At 45.9% G+C, this 18,841-nt stretch carries 23 protein-coding genes; 8 read left to right on the plus strand and 15 right to left on the minus strand.

From position 1 onward, the window contains the following. The first annotated feature begins 16 nt into the window (after window positions 1-16). Window positions 17-772 carry a maltotransferase domain-containing protein gene (locus tag KNQ03_RS05485; RefSeq protein WP_149427725.1) on the plus strand — a complete coding sequence of 252 codons (756 nt, stop codon included), beginning with the start codon at window positions 17-19 and terminating at the stop codon, window positions 770-772. A 52-nt stretch (window positions 773-824) separates the two neighbouring features. Here the strand turns inward: KNQ03_RS05485 and ccpA are convergent, their stop codons facing one another. From ccpA to KNQ03_RS05505, 4 genes are all read right to left on the minus strand, one after another. Further along, window positions 825-1,835, minus strand: a complete 1,011-nt coding sequence (ccpA, locus tag KNQ03_RS05490; RefSeq protein WP_023469068.1) for a catabolite control protein A — start codon at window positions 1,833-1,835, stop codon at window positions 825-827. A gap of 158 nt (window positions 1,836-1,993) precedes the next feature. Beyond that, window positions 1,994-3,079, minus strand: coding sequence for a bifunctional 3-deoxy-7-phosphoheptulonate synthase/chorismate mutase (locus KNQ03_RS05495; protein WP_023469069.1), 1,086 nt, complete (start codon window positions 3,077-3,079; stop codon window positions 1,994-1,996). Between the two features lie 199 nt (window positions 3,080-3,278). Further along, window positions 3,279-3,815 (minus strand): YtxH domain-containing protein, encoded by a 537-nt coding sequence (locus KNQ03_RS05500; protein WP_064299494.1) that lies wholly within the window; start codon window positions 3,813-3,815, stop codon window positions 3,279-3,281. Continuing rightward, window positions 3,812-4,381: a DUF948 domain-containing protein gene (locus tag KNQ03_RS05505; protein WP_029342359.1), complete on the minus strand. Its 570-nt coding sequence runs from the start codon at window positions 4,379-4,381 to the stop codon at window positions 3,812-3,814. Before KNQ03_RS05505 ends, KNQ03_RS05500 begins: the two co-directional genes overlap by 4 nt. Window positions 4,382-4,520: 139 nt before the next feature. On the opposite strand from KNQ03_RS05505, the gene KNQ03_RS05510 reads away from it, so the two are divergent. Then, window positions 4,521-5,633 (plus strand): aminopeptidase, encoded by a 1,113-nt coding sequence (locus tag KNQ03_RS05510; RefSeq protein ID WP_029342360.1) that lies wholly within the window; start codon window positions 4,521-4,523, stop codon window positions 5,631-5,633. A gap of 53 nt (window positions 5,634-5,686) precedes the next feature. Here KNQ03_RS05510 and KNQ03_RS05515 read toward each other — a convergent pair whose 3' ends face one another. From KNQ03_RS05515 to KNQ03_RS05545, 7 genes are all read right to left on the minus strand, one after another. After that, window positions 5,687-6,127: a Dps family protein gene (locus KNQ03_RS05515; RefSeq protein WP_023469073.1), complete on the minus strand. Its 441-nt coding sequence runs from the start codon at window positions 6,125-6,127 to the stop codon at window positions 5,687-5,689. 92 nt (window positions 6,128-6,219) lie between these two features. Beyond that, window positions 6,220-6,735 carry a DUF2179 domain-containing protein gene (locus KNQ03_RS05520; protein ID WP_023469074.1) on the minus strand — a complete coding sequence of 172 codons (516 nt, stop codon included), beginning with the start codon at window positions 6,733-6,735 and terminating at the stop codon, window positions 6,220-6,222. A gap of 172 nt (window positions 6,736-6,907) precedes the next feature. Continuing rightward, window positions 6,908-8,203 (minus strand): UDP-N-acetylmuramate--L-alanine ligase, encoded by a 1,296-nt coding sequence (gene murC, locus KNQ03_RS05525; protein WP_023469075.1) that lies wholly within the window; start codon window positions 8,201-8,203, stop codon window positions 6,908-6,910. A 78-nt stretch (window positions 8,204-8,281) separates the two neighbouring features. Next, entirely contained in the window at window positions 8,282-9,208 is a 927-nt protein-coding gene (locus KNQ03_RS05530; RefSeq protein WP_214723804.1) for a hypothetical protein, read from the minus strand. A gap of 37 nt (window positions 9,209-9,245) precedes the next feature. Continuing rightward, window positions 9,246-9,854, minus strand: a complete 609-nt coding sequence (ytpR, locus tag KNQ03_RS05535) for a YtpR family tRNA-binding protein (RefSeq protein ID WP_214723806.1) — start codon at window positions 9,852-9,854, stop codon at window positions 9,246-9,248. Window positions 9,855-9,907: 53 nt separating this feature from the next. Further along, window positions 9,908-10,705: a DUF1444 domain-containing protein gene (locus KNQ03_RS05540; protein ID WP_055968792.1), complete on the minus strand. Its 798-nt coding sequence runs from the start codon at window positions 10,703-10,705 to the stop codon at window positions 9,908-9,910. A gap of 53 nt (window positions 10,706-10,758) precedes the next feature. Further along, entirely contained in the window at window positions 10,759-11,067 is a 309-nt protein-coding gene (locus tag KNQ03_RS05545; RefSeq protein ID WP_023469079.1) for a thioredoxin family protein, read from the minus strand. A 126-nt stretch (window positions 11,068-11,193) separates the two neighbouring features. Here KNQ03_RS05545 and KNQ03_RS05550 point away from each other — a divergent pair, with 126 nt between their 5' ends. After that, on the plus strand, window positions 11,194-11,484 hold the full coding sequence (locus tag KNQ03_RS05550) for a hypothetical protein (protein WP_214723808.1): 291 nt from the start codon (window positions 11,194-11,196) through the stop codon (window positions 11,482-11,484). An 83-nt stretch (window positions 11,485-11,567) separates the two neighbouring features. On the opposite strand, the gene KNQ03_RS05555 is transcribed toward KNQ03_RS05550, so the two are convergent. Continuing rightward, window positions 11,568-12,581: a PTS sugar transporter subunit IIC gene (locus KNQ03_RS05555; RefSeq protein ID WP_214723810.1), complete on the minus strand. Its 1,014-nt coding sequence runs from the start codon at window positions 12,579-12,581 to the stop codon at window positions 11,568-11,570. Window positions 12,582-12,738: 157 nt separating this feature from the next. After that, window positions 12,739-13,809, minus strand: coding sequence for a M42 family metallopeptidase (locus tag KNQ03_RS05560; protein WP_035396484.1), 1,071 nt, complete (start codon window positions 13,807-13,809; stop codon window positions 12,739-12,741). Window positions 13,810-13,928: 119 nt separating this feature from the next. On the opposite strand from KNQ03_RS05560, the gene KNQ03_RS05565 reads away from it, so the two are divergent. Continuing rightward, a complete protein-coding gene (locus KNQ03_RS05565) occupies window positions 13,929-14,231 on the plus strand; it encodes a PepSY domain-containing protein (RefSeq protein WP_012371126.1) in 303 nt (100 codons plus the stop codon). Between the two features lie 69 nt (window positions 14,232-14,300). Continuing rightward, complete coding sequence (locus tag KNQ03_RS05570; protein WP_058264707.1) at window positions 14,301-14,657, plus strand: DUF1304 domain-containing protein; 357 nt, start codon at window positions 14,301-14,303, stop codon at window positions 14,655-14,657. A gap of 41 nt (window positions 14,658-14,698) precedes the next feature. Here KNQ03_RS05570 and KNQ03_RS05575 read toward each other — a convergent pair whose 3' ends face one another. After that, on the minus strand, window positions 14,699-15,214 hold the full coding sequence (locus KNQ03_RS05575; RefSeq protein ID WP_058703918.1) for a hypothetical protein: 516 nt from the start codon (window positions 15,212-15,214) through the stop codon (window positions 14,699-14,701). A gap of 116 nt (window positions 15,215-15,330) precedes the next feature. After that, window positions 15,331-15,972 carry a tRNA (guanosine(46)-N7)-methyltransferase TrmB gene (trmB, locus tag KNQ03_RS05580; RefSeq protein WP_023469086.1) on the minus strand — a complete coding sequence of 214 codons (642 nt, stop codon included), beginning with the start codon at window positions 15,970-15,972 and terminating at the stop codon, window positions 15,331-15,333. Between the two features lie 176 nt (window positions 15,973-16,148). On the opposite strand from trmB, the gene cydS reads away from it, so the two are divergent. From cydS to budA, 3 genes are all read left to right on the plus strand, one after another. After that, window positions 16,149-16,250 (plus strand): cytochrome bd oxidase small subunit CydS family protein, encoded by a 102-nt coding sequence (cydS, locus tag KNQ03_RS17295; protein ID WP_023469087.1) that lies wholly within the window; start codon window positions 16,149-16,151, stop codon window positions 16,248-16,250. A 162-nt stretch (window positions 16,251-16,412) separates the two neighbouring features. Further along, entirely contained in the window at window positions 16,413-18,104 is a 1,692-nt protein-coding gene (gene alsS / locus KNQ03_RS05585; RefSeq protein ID WP_050678597.1) for an acetolactate synthase AlsS, read from the plus strand. Between the two features lie 11 nt (window positions 18,105-18,115). After that, on the plus strand, window positions 18,116-18,829 hold the full coding sequence (gene budA, locus KNQ03_RS05590; RefSeq protein ID WP_214723812.1) for an acetolactate decarboxylase: 714 nt from the start codon (window positions 18,116-18,118) through the stop codon (window positions 18,827-18,829). The last annotated feature ends 12 nt before the right edge of the window (window positions 18,830-18,841 follow it).

Here is an 18,841-nt window from a genome sequence, read left to right on the forward strand (position 1 = left end):
AGTTGGGGGAATCATCATGAAAAAGGCATGGCTTTATTCCGGTCTTATTCTATCGACGGGGATCGTACTCGCAGGGTGCGGCAATGAAAAACAGGCAATGGATCACGATAACATGCAAGGGTCAGGAAAACCGACGGTCGAGGTCAACGTCAATGTTCCGGCCAAGACAATGGAAGAAGATAAAGTTGTTTTTAAAGCGTCAGCTGTCGAACAAAAGAAACCAGTCAATCTTGAGGACGTGACATTTGAAGTTTGGGAAGCCGGAAAACAAGACGGTGCCCATCAAAAGTTCAAGGCAACCTTGAAAAAGACGGGTTCTTATCAAGCAGAAGCTAAGCTTGCTGAAGGTGAGTATGAAGGACTGTATCATATCAATGATAAAAAAGGACTCCATCATATGGATAAGATCTCATTCGTCGTCATGGATCATTCACATGAAAAAGAGGAAGCATCGCACGAGCATGGACATGATCACGAAGCCGTCGACGGTCTGTCTGTCCATTACATGGGCGCAACAAAAGCGAAAGCTGGTGCTGAACTTCCCGTCTCCTTTCATGTTTTCCTCGATGGGAAACCGCTAAAAGCGAACGTACAAGTGGAAGTCATTGAAACGGGCATTGAAAAGCATAACTACGTTCCTCTAGAAAAAAAGGGCGATGCCTACAGCGGGAAAGTGACATTGACTGCACCTGGTCAGACGACGGTTCGACTCCATGTCGAAAATGACCAACTCCACCATCACCAAGATGAACTTATTACCGTCGCGAAATAAAAAACGTCTCTTTTTTCAAGCAGCTTGCTTGAGAGAAGAGACGTTTTTTCGATTAAGGACGTGTCGAATCCCGTTGTTCGATCCGGTGTGGTAACGTGACATCGTTCGTTTCAATTTCTTCTTTGTTCAAGATTTTCGTCAATAGACGCATCGAGACTGCTCCGATATCATACATCGGTTGAACGACAGTCGTCAGTTTCGGACGAATCATCGTCGCAAGACGTGTGTTATCGTGTCCGATGACTTCGAAGTCTTCCGGTACACGGTGTCCAGCATCCTGTAAGGCATGGATGACACCAAGAGCCATCTCATCCGTTCCAGCAAAAATCGCGCGTGGGCAATCTTCTCCAAGTTCAAGCAATTGATTCATCGCCTTCATTCCTGAATCATACGTATAGTTTCCAAGGACGACATTTTGCTCGTTAAACGGAAGATTTGCTTCTTCGAGTGCTCGGCGATAACCCGCAAATTTCTTTTCACCATTGATTTGCTGTTCGAGTGGTCCAGTGATGAATCCAATCCGTTCATGTCCACGGTCGATCAAAGACTTAACAGCATCGTGCGCAGCACTCTCATAATCGATGTTGACGGCAGGAAGATCATAATCTTGATTCAACGTCGCAGCAAGAACGATCGGAACTGGTGATGTTTTGAACTCACGAACGAGATCCTCATGCAAACGTCCGCCCATGAAGATGATTCCATCCACCTGTTTTCCGAGTAATGTATTGAGCAAATGAATCTCTTTTTCCCGGTTTTGGTCGGAGTTACATAAAATGATGTTATATTTATACATTGTCGCGACATCCTCAATCCCGCGTGCTAAATCCGCAAAGAAGATGTTCGAGATATCGGGCACGATGACACCGACCGTCGTTGTTTTTTTACTTGCCAGTCCACGGGCAACAGCGTTCGGACGATAACCAAGCTGTTCGATTGCGTCTTGGACCTTCTTTCGTGTAGATGGTTTGACATTCGGGTTTCCGTTGACGACACGCGATACGGTCGCCATTGAAACAGCAGCCTCTCGCGCGACATCGTAAATCGTAATATTACTATTCAAAACAAATTCCTCCTTTAGTATGATCCATCTCAAGTGTTTTCATTTCGTTTTCATTTTTAGGCAACACGAAAGGAAGACAGGAAAAGATAGTTTTCTTTTCCCATTCTTCCTTCATTGTAAAACGTTTTCATTCGCTTTAGGTTACCCTTTTTCGGAAATCATTGAACGTTTAGTGCCGGAAAGGTAGTCGTCAAGTTTTCGATGAACGTATCGAATTCTTGGAAATCGAGTTGTTGGTTCGCATCAGACAATGCAAGTGCTGGGAACGGATGGACTTCGACCATGACAGCGTCTGCTCCAATCGCGTATGCCGCTTTTGCTGTTGGCAAGAGTAAATCCTTACGTCCTGTCGAGTGCGTGACATCGACCATGACAGGGAGATGCGTCTCTTGCTTCAGAATCGGAACTGCCGAGATATCAAGCGTGTTCCGTGTTGCACGTTCATACGTCCGAATGCCACGCTCACATAAGATGACTTGATCGTTACCACTCGCCATGATGTACTCAGCCGCGTACATGAATTCCTCGAGCGTTGCAGAAAGACCTCGTTTTAAAAGAACCGGTTTATTCGTACGACCGACTTCCTTGAGTAAATCGAAGTTTTGCATGTTGCGTGCGCCGACCTGGATGATGTCGACATATGGTAAAGCAGATTCAACGGCGCTCGGTGTCATGATTTCAGTGATGACATGCAAACCGTGCGCGTCCGCTGCTTTTTTCAACATCTTTAGACCTTCGAGTCCTAGACCTTGGAAGTCGTAAGGCGATGTACGTGGTTTGTACGCTCCGCCTCGCATGAACTTCACGCCGTGTTTCGCGAGCTGTTCCGCGACCTCAAATACTTGTTCTTCGCTCTCGACCGCACACGGTCCAGCGATTAATTGTTGCGAACCGTCTCCGATGACGGCATCTCCGATCCGGATGATCGTATTCGTCGGTTTTTGTTTCCGTGATACGAGTAATTTCCGAGTCCGATCTTCTCCTTGTAATTCGAGAGAAGCTTTGAAAATTTCTTTAAATACATGCTGAAGGCGTCCTGTTTCAAAAGGTCCATGGTTATTAGCGGCAATTGATTCGAGCATTTGACGTTCTCGAACAGGGTCGTATCGATCAAGCCCTTGTGCTCGTTTGACTTTTCCGATTTCAACGGCAATTTGACCTCGTCTGTTCATCAATTCCAATAATTCTGCATTCACTAAATCGAGTTCATCACGTAATCTTTTTAATTCTGCATGTTGATCCATGTCCTACCACTCCCTAATCAGCATATAGCTCGTAATAGCAACTAATTATAGCGAACTCTTTCCCTGTTGTACATAAAGAAGCTGCATGATTTCTTAAAATATGAAAATAAATTACGTTTTTTCATATAATTTTTTTGTGTTTTCTCTATAAGGAAACATAGAAAAAGAGCCCTCGTGATGAGAGCTCCTCATATATTGATTATTTCTTATGATTCACATCAGACTGCGGATCATTGTCTTCCTCTTGTTCGTCTGCTAACTGTTCGCGTAACTCCGAAAGTTCAACGACCGTCTCCGTGTCGATCTCTTCTGCAACAGACGCCCCATCCACTTCGTCGCCGATTTCACGTTCGATGTCACGTACGAGTTGCTCCGCTTCTGCGAGAGCAGCATCAATGCTTGCTTGATCCTTCTCAAAGCCCGCATATTGTGCCGCTTCTTGAACCGTTGAATTATTCTTCGCTTTTTCAATGACAGGTGCTGCCTTATCTTTCGCTAGTTGAATCCACTCACCTACGAGTGGCTCCGCTTTTTCACGGACAACTTGTGTCTGTTCCGTCAAACGTTGACGCGCAGGCGCCGTACGCTCGTCAATCAGATTGCGTACTTCACGACCTGATTTTGGGCTAGAAAGGAGAGCTGCCGCAGCACCAATCAATCCACCAACGATGACTCCGGCAAGGAAGCCTCCTCCTTTAGAAGAATCTTGTGCTTGATATGGGTGTTGTTTCGTCATGATTTACGATCTCCCTTCAACTCATCTGGAATGCTTTCAACGTCCGGTACTGACACGACTTCCGGTGTGACCGGCGCCTCTGCCTTTTTCCGGAATCGACGACGTGGCTTTTTCTCAACCGTCGTCGTTGCCGTCGAATGATTTTGAACCGTAGTCTCTGCCGGTTTATTTTTCTTAAATAACTCTACAGCGACTGAGCCCCAACGGACTGCTTGCGCAATCTGTTCTTTATTCGTATCCGCTGCACCAGCAACCGTATCGGATACTGTCCGGACAGAATCTGTCACTTTGTTTAAAGACGTACCGAGTTCTTCGATCGAGTTTGCGACAGGTGCAAGCAATTCTGTTTTTTCTTCAATCGTATCGACCAGACGATTCGTCTTATGTAACAACGCTGTCGTCTCCATCATGATACCGTCTAATTGACGTTCAAGTCCTGCTGTCGTGTTGGCTACATTGTTGAGCGTCTTACTCGCAGCACCTAATACACGGGCAAGGAAAATGACGAGCACTACGAATGCGATCGCAGCGACTAATCCGGCGATTCCGCCTAATGTGATTTCCATGGTTCTTGCCTCCAATTTTTTTGCATAGTCTTTTGTTGTTAGTTCGACATGTAGCAAGTCGTTCCTGCTACTCCAAATGGTTTATTTCCGTTACAATGATAAATGAAACCTACATAATCCATTTCGAGGGGGAAATTTCATGCGTGACCCACGTCTTACTCAACTGGCAACGAATCTCATTAACTATTCAGTTGCCCTTGAACCTGGTGAAAAAGTATTGATTGAAAACTTCGGCATCGAACGCGAACTGGTCGAGGCACTCGTTGAAGCTGCCTACGCGGCTGGCGGACATCCGTTCGTTTTACTTAAGGATAATCGTATCCTACGAAAATTATACCGAAATGCTTCAGAAGAGCAACTCCAATTGATGGCAGACATCGAACGCAAGCAAATGCAAGCAATGGACGCATACATCGGACTACGTGCTGGTGATAACATCAATGAATTGTCAGATGTGCCGGCTGAACAGATGAAACTTTACGGTCAAACGATCGGTAAGATGCACACACAAGATCGTGTCAAAGGAACGAAATGGGTCGTACTTCGTTTCCCAACTGCATCGATGGCGCAACTTGCGAATCAATCGACAGAAGCATTCGAAGACTTCTACTTCGATGTCTGCACGCTTGATTATGAAAAAATGGGACAAGCGATGGAACCACTCGTCGACTTGATGAACCGGACGGATCGTGTTCGTCTCGTCGGACCAGGAACGGATCTAACGTTTTCAATCAAAGACATCCCAGCCATCAAATGCGCCGGAAATGCTAACATTCCAGACGGTGAAGTCTTTACGGCACCCGTCAAGGATTCGGTCAACGGTGTCATCTCATATAACACACCATCTCCGTATCAAGGGTTCACGTTTGAAAACGTCAAACTGACGTTCAAAGATGGTAAAATCGTCGAAGCGACGGCGAACGATACGGATCGGATCAACCAAGTCTTCGATACAGATGCTGGTTCTCGTTTTGTCGGCGAATTCGCGATCGGCGTCAATCCCTTCATTCAGCATCCAATGAAGGATATTCTATTCGATGAAAAAATCGATGGCAGCTTCCACTTCACACCAGGTCAAGCTTACGAAGAAGCCTACAACGGTAATGACTCATCCGTTCACTGGGATCTCGTCAACATCCAACGTCCTGATTACGGTGGTGGAGAAATCTGGTTCGACGACGTATTGATCCGTAAAGACGGTCGTTTCGTTCTTCCAGAACTTGAAGTCCTCAATCCTGAAAACCTGAAATAAGAAAAAGCGGATGGCTCGTCCTTCATTAGGACGGGGTCATCCGTTTCTTTATCTTATTTTTTCAATGTCGCACGAAGCATCCAAATTTGTTTTTCGATTTCCTTCGCTTGACCAAGTAGATCATCTTCAACCGTCACGTCTTGTGCCTCAAGATGTTCAATCGCATCGAGCATCTCTTTTCGGACTTGTTGGAAGTCTTTGATGACAGAATCAATCATCTCATCTGCCGATAATCCCGATTTCGCTTCTTCAAGCGTTGTTTGCTCTAAATACTCTTTTAGTGTCGCAGAAGGTGTTCCGTTATTCATCAGGAGACGTTCTGCAACGACATCATATTGTTCAGACACCCATGTATAAAGTTCTTCAAGCTTCTCGTGAAGCGTTAAGAAGTCTGGTCCTTTAATGTACCAATGATAATTGTGGAGTTTGACGAACAGTACCCCATAGTTTGCTACCTGTTGATTCAAAGCTGATTTTGCATGATTACTAATCATCTGATATTCCCCTTTCCTGATTTCAAATGACGTTCTATTTCATCTTTATCCTTAAATAACAAAGAATAAACATCATTCTCAGGAAAAGTGTTCTATCGAGGACGCTTTAATCCTTTCAACATATACCCACCTTTGAAGTCGACGGAATCAAATGCTACGAGAAATGCTTTCGGTTCGTATTCTTCGACGAGATTACGAAGCACTTTCATACGTGTTCGAGCCGCGAGCACATCTAACCGGTAACGGACACCGTCTCGTCCTTGACCTTGGTAATGTGTCACGCCAAAACCATTATCGCGAATGACTTGAATCAGTTCCGCTGGAAATTCTTGCGTATGCACTTGAATCATATTGTAACCGATGGCGAGTTTTCGCTCGACATATCCACCGACGAGTATTCCTAGACCAAATCCAAGCGCGTAAACGACCATACCGAGTGTCGTTAAGTCTTGGAATACGATTCCTAGTGCAAAAATGTAAATCAATGTTTCGACTGTGCCAAATAATCCGGCAATGACAGTTCGCCCTTTGACGAGCATGATCGTCCGTAATGTCAAAACAGGAACGTAAATCAACTGGAGCAATAAGATGAGTAAAATCTGTCCCATGGTGTCTTTCCTTTCTGTTAATAACTTCAACACATACACACTATTTCAAACTTTTTTTCAAGATGCAATCCTATTTTAGATTTTCCTCATCGGTTTTTTGAAATTACTATCATAATTCAAAATTACGACAAAAAAAGTGCCACTCCGGTCGAGTGACACTTTTAATTCTTGCTTATTTCACACTTTGATATTGATGCTGATACGTTTGAATGTCGCCCGCTCCCATGAACAGAAGCACAGCATTTTCATGCTGACGTAGAACAGAAACGTTATCGCGCGTCAGAATAGAAGCTTGCGGGATTTTCTCCTGCAGATCTTCTACGCGAACTTGCCCTTCCTGCTCACGTGCCGATCCAAAGATTTCGCATAGATATGTCGCATCTGCTTCACGTAAAGAAGTCGCGAAATCATCCATGAATGATTTCAAGCGTGTGTACGTATGCGGTTGGAAAATCGCAATGACTTCGCGGTCCGGATATTTCTTCCGTGCCGACTCAATCGTCGCGCTGATTTCCTTCGGATGGTGCGCGTAGTCATCTACTAGGATTTGTGTGCCGAATTCCGACTCACTGAAGCGACGTTTTACACCACCAAATGTGGCTAAACGTTCAGCAACGTCGTCTTTGCTCAATCCTTCGTACTGACAGATCGCAATGACAGAGAGTGCATTCAAGACATGATGACGACCGAATCCTGGAATGAGGAACGTGCCGTAGAAATCATCACGTAAATAAACATCAAATGATGTACCATCTGGCGTTGACGTCGCGTTTTCCGCGCGGAAATCATTGTTTTCTCCAAATCCATAATAGAGAACAGGTACATTCGCTTGAATGTTTTGAAGATGCTCATCATCTCCACAAGCAACAATCGCTTGCTTAACCTGCATCGCCATTTCTTGGAATGCCGAAACGACGTCATCGATTCCTGTGAAATAATCCGAATGATCGAAGTCGATATTCGTCATGATAGCGTAGTCCGGCTTGTAATATAAGAAGTGACGTTTGTATTCACATGCCTCGAAGACGAATGCTTTCGCATCCTCTACTCCTGCCCCTGTCCCGTCTCCGATCAAGAAAGCTGTCGGCGTGATACCGCTCAAGACGTGTGAAAGCAAACCTGTCGTCGACGTTTTTCCGTGTGAGCCTGTAATGGCGACCGAACGATATTCATTTGCTAGGTGTCCTAAGAAATCGTAATAATGATGGATGGTTAAACCAAGTTCATTTGCCCGTGCGATTTCTGGATGATCATCTCCAAAAGCATTTCCTTGGATGATGACATAATCTTCTTTGATGTTATCCGCATTGAACGGGAAAAATGGAATTCCCTTAGCCCGTAACGCGTCTTCAGTAAAAATGTGCTTTTCGATGTCTGAACCTTGCACCTCATGATTCATCTCATGTAGTACTTGGGCGAGCGCACTCATCCCTGTTCCTTTGATTCCAACAAAATGATACTTTGTCATATAAAAGCCCTCCAATTCACGTTCCGGTCCGTACCATCGGGCTCGGGTACAAAACCTGTACCATTATAGCAAACCGATTTATTTTTTACCATGTAAATTATTTTGTTCTCGACGTGCGCGATACATCGCCATCAAGTCTTTCGTCGTCATGACGACGTTAACAGGCGGTCCGACCGGTTTTTTCACTTCCGACTGAACAGGCTTATCCACCTCAGTAACAGATGGATCTTGATCTACTTCAATAGCAGATGGATCAAAAGTCGGTGCGAAGCTCTCCGCTTGTTGCTCAGCTTCTTTTTCATCAGCAGACTCTTCACTTGATGTCTCTGTCGGAACAACTAATTGTTCCGCCGTCTCACTGTTGGAAGATGTTTCAGTTCCGTCCGTTTCTTCTACTTCGGTTACGGTCGGCACTTCTTCTCTTACGAGCTCTTCACTTGTGTGAGGTTCCGGTACAAGTAATTCGACGTCCGTCACCGGTACAAGACCAGCATTCGCTTCGTCTGATACGACTTCTGTCGGATCAGCTGATTGTTCCATCGTCTCACTGTTGGAAGATGTTTCAGTTACGTCCGTTTCTTCTACTTCGGTTACAGTCGGTACTTCTTCTCTCACGAGTTCTTCACTTGTGTGAGGTTCCGGTACGAGTAATTCGACGTCCGTCACTGGTACAAGACCAGCATCTGCTTCCGCTTCGTCTAATACGACTTCTGGCGCGGTCAGTTCTTGATCCGCCAAAGCAACCTCATCAGTATTTCCCTCTTCGACTGTTTCCGAAACCTGCTCATTCGTTTCCGTTTCTTCCGCAGCTTTTACGGTTTCCGATGCAGATTGCTTCGGACGTTGGAATCCATAAATCGGTGAAGGAACATCCGTTAAAACGAAGCGATCTTCACGCTCCTCTTTTTTCGGACGTTCTACCGGCTTTGTCTCACGTTCCCCTGCAAGCTCTCGACGAATCCGGGCAGCCTGCTCTTTTAGTGACTGTTCATAACGATTACTCATACGTTCACCCCTCCATCTTGTTAAAAAATCGGTCGAATCATCGACCGATTGAGAATGCTTCCCCTACTGCTTTTGTATCATCGAGTACAAGAATCCCTTTTTCTTGTGGTGCATCGACAAGTCCGAGCTCACGCGCTGAACAGAGCATACCGCTTGATGGTACGCCGCGTAACGCTGAAGGACGGATGATTAACCCAGACGGCATGACCGCTCCCGGTTTAGCAACGACTACTTTTTGACCCGCCGCTACATTCGGTGCTCCACAAACGATTTGTAAAGTTCCGTTATCTACTTCTACCTGACAGACCGATAATTTATCAGCATCCGGATGCTTCTCGCAAGAAGCAACGAACCCAACAACGAATTTCGGAGAATAATCCACTTGTTCGAGTGACAATTCGATATCTCGACTCGCCAGTTCCTTTTGGATGCGTGTTGCCAATTCTTCCGTCAATTCAACCGGTCCTTGTGTCTCGATCTTAAACGTAGTCGAAGCATCAAACAGGTTGTAACCGACGACACGATCACCATGCTTGATAGTTGCTACGTCTCCTTCACGAGTCGCTGTCACTTCCGCACGTGGTGCGTCTTCCAAAATGATCATTAAGACGTCGCCGACGCCCTCTTTATTATAAAACACATTCATTCAATCCATGACTCCCTTCCGTCTTTCTCACAATGCCTATTGTATCAGATTCTTCACTCTTTCGGCTGCTTGTTTTTCGCAAGGACGAAGACCGGCTCCAGATTGCCATCTTCATATAAGAATGGCAGTGCCGTGACCGGTACACGACCGTTCGAGAAGAAGTCAAACATCAACTGCTGTAAGACATCATATCCGGCGTCATTACGAATATCAGCGAAAATCAGGACATCCTGATGCGGAATCCCGACAGCGAATTCTCCTTCGATTTGCGCCGCGTAATCGGCTAATAACGTCTTGTTCAAAACACGACTCGCCTCATATCCGTCGCCGAGACTCAAGAAATAAAAGATATTCCCTGCGACTTCGTCTTGTTTAAATGGCGCTTCAAGCGATTTCACATTAAAACGCGCTGCTTCTGATAACTGTTCAGCTGTCCATTCAGCAGACGCCAGTAACTCCTCATCAATCAAACGATACGTCGCCCCTAAATCAAGTGCGTACATGATTTTCGTCTCACCTGTATGTGGTGTACTGACGAGCGTCTTTCCTTCTTTTGTCGTATCGGCAAACGATTTAGCGCGAATTACAGGAAAGATTTTTTGCTCTTGTCCAACGAGTGAGATTTGATCCGTTTGTCCGAGTACAGCACGGATATATTCGATCGTCTCTTCGACTGCGATGACACCTCTTCGTTTTGCTTTTGCGACAAGCGGATTCAATCCGACATCGACGCCTGATTTATCGTGCTTTCGCTCAATTCGTAACACAGACTTTTCACGATCGAAATATGTCGTGTACCCTTCTTCTTCAAATGTCTGTGTCATCATTCTTCGGATTTGTTGTAGTTCCATTCGAATTCATCCTTTCTATCATGAAAAAAAGCGAGTCAGCGCTCGCTTTTTTCTTAAACCGTCTCTAAAAATGCTGTCACCTGTTCTGGTGTCTTCCGCTCTTTCCCGACATAACGCCCTGTCTCTTCACCATCGCGGAATGCAACAAAACTCGGAATTCCGAAGATGTCCATTTCCTGGGCAATTTCAATATGATCGTCGCGATCGACGTAGTAAAATTCGAAGCCGTTAAATGTTTGCTCGATTTCCGGCATGAACGGATCTAAGAAGCGGCAATCCGGGCACCAGTTTGCTGAGAATAAAAAGACGGCATTTCCTTGTTTTGCTGTATCGAATTCTTGTTTGGATTGTAATGTTTTCATGATGATTTCCTCCTTTGATTTCCCTAGAAGTCATTGCCCTCATCATAGCATATTCAATTGTGGCTGTGCGTTTTCGTGCTTGGTTTGCTATACTGCAACTAGAAAACACCTGGAAAGGACTTCACTATGGCAGATCAACCAATCAAACACCCGTTCGAACGCTTCGTCGGCTTCGTTGGCATGACGAGTTGTTTACGTTTCGGCTATTCCTTCATTGATTCCGAACGAAGCTTACCCGAAATCTTTTTGTATTTGGTCGTCGGTTTTGCGATCATCATTTTACTCGAAGCACTCGGAAAACGACTCGCTCGAAAATTGCCTGTCGTACGCATGCGGTATTTGACTCCACTTTACCTCATTTACCTCTACGTTTTCTTTACGAGTTTTTATTCAAGTTCATTCGGATTCTCTTTATGAAAAAAGCTGATTCAAAAAGTCATATGCTTGTTCGTCCACCATCCGGTCAAACAGGCGTATCCTTTAGAATCAGCTTTTTGTATTTAATATTCGATTTTTAAATCGCCATCTTGAATCCGACCGAGACGTCGTAATATGCGATAAATGAAATAACTGATGATGCCGGGCGCAAGGAAACAGAGGACAGCGACTGCTAGGTAATACTCCATTTCGAACCCCATCGTTTTTAATAACATCAACGGACCAACGAATCCGCTCGTACCCATACCAGAACCTTCCGGGTTACTCTCAAGCATTAACAGAACAGTCGCAAATGGCGCTAGGATTGCGCCGGCTACAGTCGGCGGTAGAAGAATCCAAGGATTTCGAATGATATTCCCTACTTGTAACATCGATGTTCCAATCCCTTGAGCAATCACACCACCGATTCCGTTATCACGGTAACTGATGACGCCAAACCCAATCATCTGTGCCGCACAACCGATCGTCGCCGCCCCTGCAGCAAGTCCATCCAAACCAAGCATGATTCCAAGCGCAGCACTCGAAATCGGCGCTGTCAATGCAAGACCCATGACGGTAGCAACGAAAATTCCCATGAATAATGGTTCGCGTTCCGTTCCCCAACGAATCAACTCACCAAGATCCGTCATCCCTTTTCCAATCCACTTTCCTGCGTAACGTCCGGCAACGAATCCGGCTAGTAACGTAACGAACGGCGTCAATAAAATATCGAGTCGCGTCGTCTTTGAAACGAGTTTTCCGACCTCTGTCGCAAGAAGTGTTGCAATGTAGCTACCTGCTGGTCCTCCTGCTTCATATCCGAACGCACCAACGGCAACTGCTGCGAACAAGATCAGCGGTGGTGCCTCAAGTGCAAACGCTACAGCCACACCGATTGCTGGCCCAGTCAGTGCGATTGCCTGCTCTCCTAACTGAATGAGGAACTTCGCCTCTACACCACGATCGACCAGTCCCTCACCAATCGTTCGGATGATGAGACCCATGATCAACGAACTAAACAAACCAAGTGCCATATAACTTAATACGGTGATGAAATATACTTTAGGGCTAAGTGAGATCCCTTTTTGTTTGAACATCTTGTCACGTCCTTTTCTTAACATCGCGTATCATTATATCAAATCTCCTTTCTATCCGACTACATTGTTTTTCCAACTGACAAGACAGTTCATGCTTACGTCGTTCTTATTAAACAAAAACAGACAGCGGATTCACATCCACTGTCTGTCATGTCATTCACTTGACTTGTAGCGTCGCGAGTGTCGTCGTATCGAGGTTCGTGACGAGTTTCCGAAGCAATTCCTTCGCCGCATCATAATCATCTGTATGCATGATCGATGCATGCGTATGGATGTAGCGTGCTGGTAAACCAACGACTGTCGTTGGAATCCCATTATTCGAACGATGGATGACACCACCATCGGTTCCACCTGCACCGACATAATATTGGTACGGAATCTTGTTCGATTCTGCCGTATCGAGGACGTAATCCGTCATCTCTTTTGAGAGGATCATGACACTGTCTTTAATTCGAAGCAATGGTCCTTGTCCGAGTTGACCAAATTCCGTTTTGTCTCCTGATGCATCATTGGCAGGAGAAGCGTCGACGACGAACGCGACGTCGGGATCGATGAGTGCCGTCGCTGTTTGCGCACCGCGCAATCCAACTTCTTCTTGAACCGTTGCACCCGAGAACAAAATGTTCGGATGATCCGCCGCTGTCGTCTCTTCCAACAATTCAATCGCCATTCCGACACCATAGCGGTTATCCCATGCTTTCGCCATGATCTTCTTCGGATTCGCCATCGGTGTGAACGGGAAGAATGGTACGGCAGGAATACCTGGACGTACTCCAAACGATTCTGCCTCTTCTTTTGAGTCTGCACCGATATCGATGAACATGTCTTTGATCGCCATTGGCTTATTGCGCACTTCTTCTGTCAATAAGTGTGGTGGAATCGATGCGATGACACCAGGGATGACACCGTTGTCCGTACAGATCGAGAAGCGTTGCGCAAGCAACACTTGGCTCCACCAGCCACCGAGCGGTTGAATCCGCAACATTCCGTTCTTCGTGATTTGCGTCACCATGAATGCCACTTCGTCCATGTGCCCGGCAACCATGACTTTCGGCCCTGTCGCATCGCCTGTTCGTTTTCCAAAAATCGAACCAAGCCCATCCGTAACGATCTCATCCGTGACAGGTGTGATGCGCTCGCGAACGAACTGACGAACGTCGTGCTCAAACCCCGGTGCCCCGTTCAATTCCGTCAGTGTTCGAAATAACTCTCTCGTTTTTTCATTCATATGTATCGCCTCCTGCTTCTCATTATACAAAAAATTGCTTCTATCACTTAACCTTTTGTTTCTCTCTGAACGAATTATTTGGTACAGTAGGAATAGAACCTGTAAGGAGGGGAATTTTAATGAAAAAACGCTATTGGATTATCGGATTGGCAGCAGCTGTCGTCGCCGCTTTCGCAGTGAAGAAAGCCGTTGATAACAAACAACTTTCTGCCGAGGAAGCGCTCGAAATCACGAAACGCACATTTTCAGCAAAAGGACGTGTCCAAGGTGCATGGATCTCTGCAACACCAGAGGCTTACGCATATGAGTCACGTGACTACCAAAGCTACAAAGGTGGCATCTCGGTCCTTGAAGGTGATGACGAAAAAACGTATCAATTCACAGTTGATGCCGAAACTGGCGCTTTACTCGAATACGCTTAATCAAAAGACCGTGCTTCGATCGACGAAGTACGGTCTTTTTTCCACGTTCATCTGAAGGAGGTATGATTCATGTCGATTCTTGCTACGCTGTTCGTTATCCTCGTTGCTTTGGAACACTTTTATATTTTAGCACTTGAAATGTTCTTTCTTTCTTCCAAAGCGGCTCGTCGAACGTTCGGTTTAACGGACGAAGCTGTTGCATCACAACAAATTCGGACACTTTTTGCGAATCAAGGCTTATATAATGGATTTTTAGCAGCCGGACTAGTATTTGGTCTGATTCGTCAGGATGTGGCTGTTCAATTGTTCTTTTTAGCATGTGTCATCATCGCTGCGCTTTATGGCGCCGTGACTGCCAATCGCTCCATTTTACTCAAACAAGGCTTGCCTGCCATACTTGCTTTCATCTTCGTGTTGCTTGCATGAGAAAAGCCTCTATCCGATTGGATAGAGGCTTTTTTTCTTAATTAACGCGGGTTGTCGTTGCGTTCGTAGATCGGGTTCATGTATTCCGTCGTCGAGTATAGACGTGGAACAACGATGTATAAGATGACCGCTGGTACAGCAATGATCAACAACATCAAGAGCATCGGTAACCAGTAGACGACTTTTTGTTGAAGATTATCCGAGTTACCGTCGATGTATTCTTTTACGCCATCAACTTTTGCAGCATCGGCACTCGTCAACAATTTACCGCTATCGGCATTGAAGAAGTGGATTTCACGTTTGATCGTGATGAAGATGCCGTCACGGACTGTCTCGATGACAGCGATTCCGCCAATGACTTCTTCTCCTTTTTCATTCGTGAACGTCTTCGGATCCTCGATTTCGACCGAACCTTTTTTATAATCGTAATGCGTCGTTGGTAATTCCTCATTTAATGCTTTCGTCATTTCTGAGGTATCAACCGCAGCAAGTACCGATTGACCGATACTTAATGCGAGAAAGAGCGCCGTTACGAAGGCTAAGCTTTTCTGCCACATCCCCAAATTCCCCCTTTACCTATAAGTACAAGTTCTTCAGTCAACAACATTGTACCAATTAATAAGAAAAAAGTGTGAAAGAAATACCAGGAAAATAAGAAAACTTTTTGTCTAAATTAATTTTGGTACGTTGCTTCCATCCGATAAATCGGTTGACCCATTGATGAAAAACGCTCTTCGTACTCTGTTCGGACGTTATCTTCCGGTTCATTCGCATGTAAATCAAGTGACATCCAGTCGAAGCGCATGCCGTATGCTGACATCGTCATCAAACTCGATTCGAACAACTTCCGATTATCTGTCTTGAAGTGGATTTGACCTTTCGCCGGTAAAATATCTTCATATGTCGAGAGGAATGTTTTATACGTCAAGCGGCGTTTCGCATGACGTGTCTTTGGCCATGGATCAGAGAAGTTCAAGTACACGCGGGACACTTCACCTTTTTCAAAGTAATCACGTAGGTCTTTTGCATCGACCGTCAAGACGCGAACGTTCGATTGTGGTGTTTCGACCAATTTTTGAACGATCGTCACGGCAACGCTTTCGAATAGTTCGATCGCGATGAAGTTGATATCCGGGTGTTGGTGCGCCATTCCGGTAATGAAAGCTCCTTTCCCTGATCCCACTTCGATGTAGATCGGGTTATCATTCTTGAACTCGCTAGCCCATGCTCCTTTAAGAGATGCTGGTTCTGCTATATAGATCGAGGATTGTTCCTTCATATAATCCTGCGCCCATGGTTTATGTCGTAAACGCACTATCGTTCATCCTTTCCAAACTTAAATTATCCGCAGATAAGTTTATCATGATTCGGGTAATTATATAAGAACTTCTTCGTTTCCTATCGAAGAATGTTCAGCAGTTCGTCACTTGAGAAATAGTGAGCATTCTAATACACTTAAGGTACGTAAGAACCGAAAAGGAGGGCTATACTGTGGATGATTTCTTGATTAGTTGGGCATCTCCCATCGTTCTCGTCTTGGGAATCACTGCTTTGTTCGTTTGGGCGACTTTCGGAAAAGTCGACGTCGAATAAGGGCAATCTCTGTACCTTGTGTAATCATACACAAGGTACTTTTTTTATTTTCTAAATGATTTTAGGTTGGTTTTACCATGAAACAGATGTATACTTTTTTTGAAACAGATACTTTATTACAGCTATCGAACACCAAAAACGTTGGTAAAAAGGAGAATTGTAATGAACGAAAATAAAAACAGTGATTCAAAAGAACTAGTACAGAAGAAAACAGGTGCGGATCTCGTCGTCGATTCACTCATCGAGCAAGGTGTTGATTACATCTTCGGTATTCCCGGCGCCAAAATCGATTCCGTCTTCAATGTGTTACAGGACCGGGGACCTGAACTCATTGTTGCACGCCACGAACAAAACGCTGCCTTCATGGCTCAAGCCATCGGACGCTTGACGGACAAACCGGGTGTCGTCCTTGTGACATCTGGTCCTGGGGCATCAAATTTAGCGACTGGTCTTGTGACGGCGAACTCTGAAGGTGACCCTGTTGTCGCAATTGCTGGAGCTGTCACGCGAGCCGATCGTTTAAAACGAACACATCAGTCCATGGACAATCAGGCACTCTTTACACCGATTACGAACTTTAGTGCTGAAGTGCAAGATGCCGATAACATTCCAGAAGTATTATCGAATGCTTTCCGAACAGCTGAAACGACAGCTGGAGCTGCTTTCGTCAGTATCCCGCAAGACGTCGGGTTAAGCGAAGCGAACGTCACGGCGTTCCGTGCGGTTGAAGCACCAAAGCTCGGCGTTGCACCAGAAGCATGGGTCGATGAAACAGCCCGTCTGATTCAAGAGGCAAAACTCCCTGTCTTGTTACTCGGTATGCGCGCGAGTCAACCAGACGTCGTACACGCGATTCGTTCGTTACTCAAAAACGTCTCGATTCCTGTCGTTCAGACATTCCAAGCGGCCGGCACGTTATCACGTGAGCTTGAATCGAATTTCTACGGACGTGTTGGATTGTTCCGCAATCAGCCGGGAGATGCGTTACTTGCAGAAGCGGATCTTGTCCTCTCGATCGGATATGATCCAATCGGTTATGACCCGAAATTCTGGAACCAACCAACGCACGACCGGACGCTTGTGCACATCGATCAAATGCGTGCTGAAATCGATCATTTCTATCGTCCAGATCATGAGCTTGTCGGTGATATGGCGAAAACAGTCGACGCGATCGCTGAACGCCTGCAACCACTCACATTACCTGAAAGCTCTGTTCAATTCCTTGAAGGATTACATCAACGTCTTGTCGATCGCGATGTCCCTCCTGTAGCGGATTCTCCATTGACGCATCCACTTTATTTCATGAAGACGTTGCGTGAAAAAATTGCGGACGATGTCACCGTCACGGTCGATGTTGGCTCACACTACATCTGGATGGCACGTCACTTCCGTTCGTACGAACCGCGCCACCTCCTCTTTAGTAACGGAATGCAAACGCTCGGCGTCGCACTTCCATGGGCAATCGCAGCTACACTCGTCCGCCCAGGAAAGAAAGCTGTCTCGATTTCAGGTGACGGCGGATTCCTCTTCTCTGCAATGGAACTTGAGACAGCTGTCCGTTTGAACTCACCACTCGTCCACTTCGTCTGGCGTGACAGTGGATTCGATATGGTCGCGTTCCAACAAGAGATGAAATACAAACGGAAATCCGGTACGTCATTCGGTGACGTCGATCTCGTCAAATATGCGGAAAGCTTTGGAGCAAAAGGACTCCGCGTCAATCATCCTTCGGAACTCGCAGCAATCATGGATGAAGCACTCGCGACAGACGGTCCCGTCATCGTCGATGTACCGATCGATTACCGTGACAACATCGCGCTCGGAGAACAAGTTCATCTCGATCAATTGAACTAAGGAGGATTCACATGGCACACGATAAAACACTCGTCCAGATTTCAACGATGATGGCACTGCTTGACGGCGTATTTGAGAGTGAAGTCACGTATGCTTCCGTCCTTGATCAACGTGATTTCGGTATCGGAACGTTTGACCACTTAGACGGTGAGATGATTGGATTCGATGGTCAATTCTATCAACTCCGCTCAGATGGTAGTGCTCGACCGCTCCAACCTGAGACGACGACACCTTTCGCGACATTAACCCGTTTCGAGCCGGAACAAACCCTGACCGTGACGGAAGAGATGTCAAAAGCGACGTTTGAGCACTGGCTGAACGAACAACTCCCAACGATCAATAGCTTTTATGCTATCCGGATTGACGGAACATTCACGGAGGTTCAGACACGCACCGTCGCACGCCAGGAAAAACCGTTCGTTCCAATCACGGAAGCTGTCGCTTCTCAAAGCGCTCGTACGTTCGAGCACACGGAAGGAACGCTTGCCGGATACTATACACCACGATTTGGTCACGGTATCGCCGTCGCCGGATATCACCTTCATTTCATCGATACTGCTCGCGCAGGTGGTGGTCACGTCTTTGACTACACAGTTAAGAACGTCACCGTCACATTCGAAGAAAAGCCGCAACTTGATTTACGTCTACCGACGACAGCGGCTTATCGATCGGCAGATCTCGAAAGTCACGATATTGAAAAAGAGATTAAAATCGCAGAAGGTTAAGCAAAAAAGCGT

Source organism: Exiguobacterium sp. s143 (assembly GCF_018618895.1).
In the GTDB taxonomy this organism is placed as follows: Bacteria; Bacillota; Bacilli; order Exiguobacteriales; family Exiguobacteriaceae; genus Exiguobacterium_A; species Exiguobacterium_A abrahamii.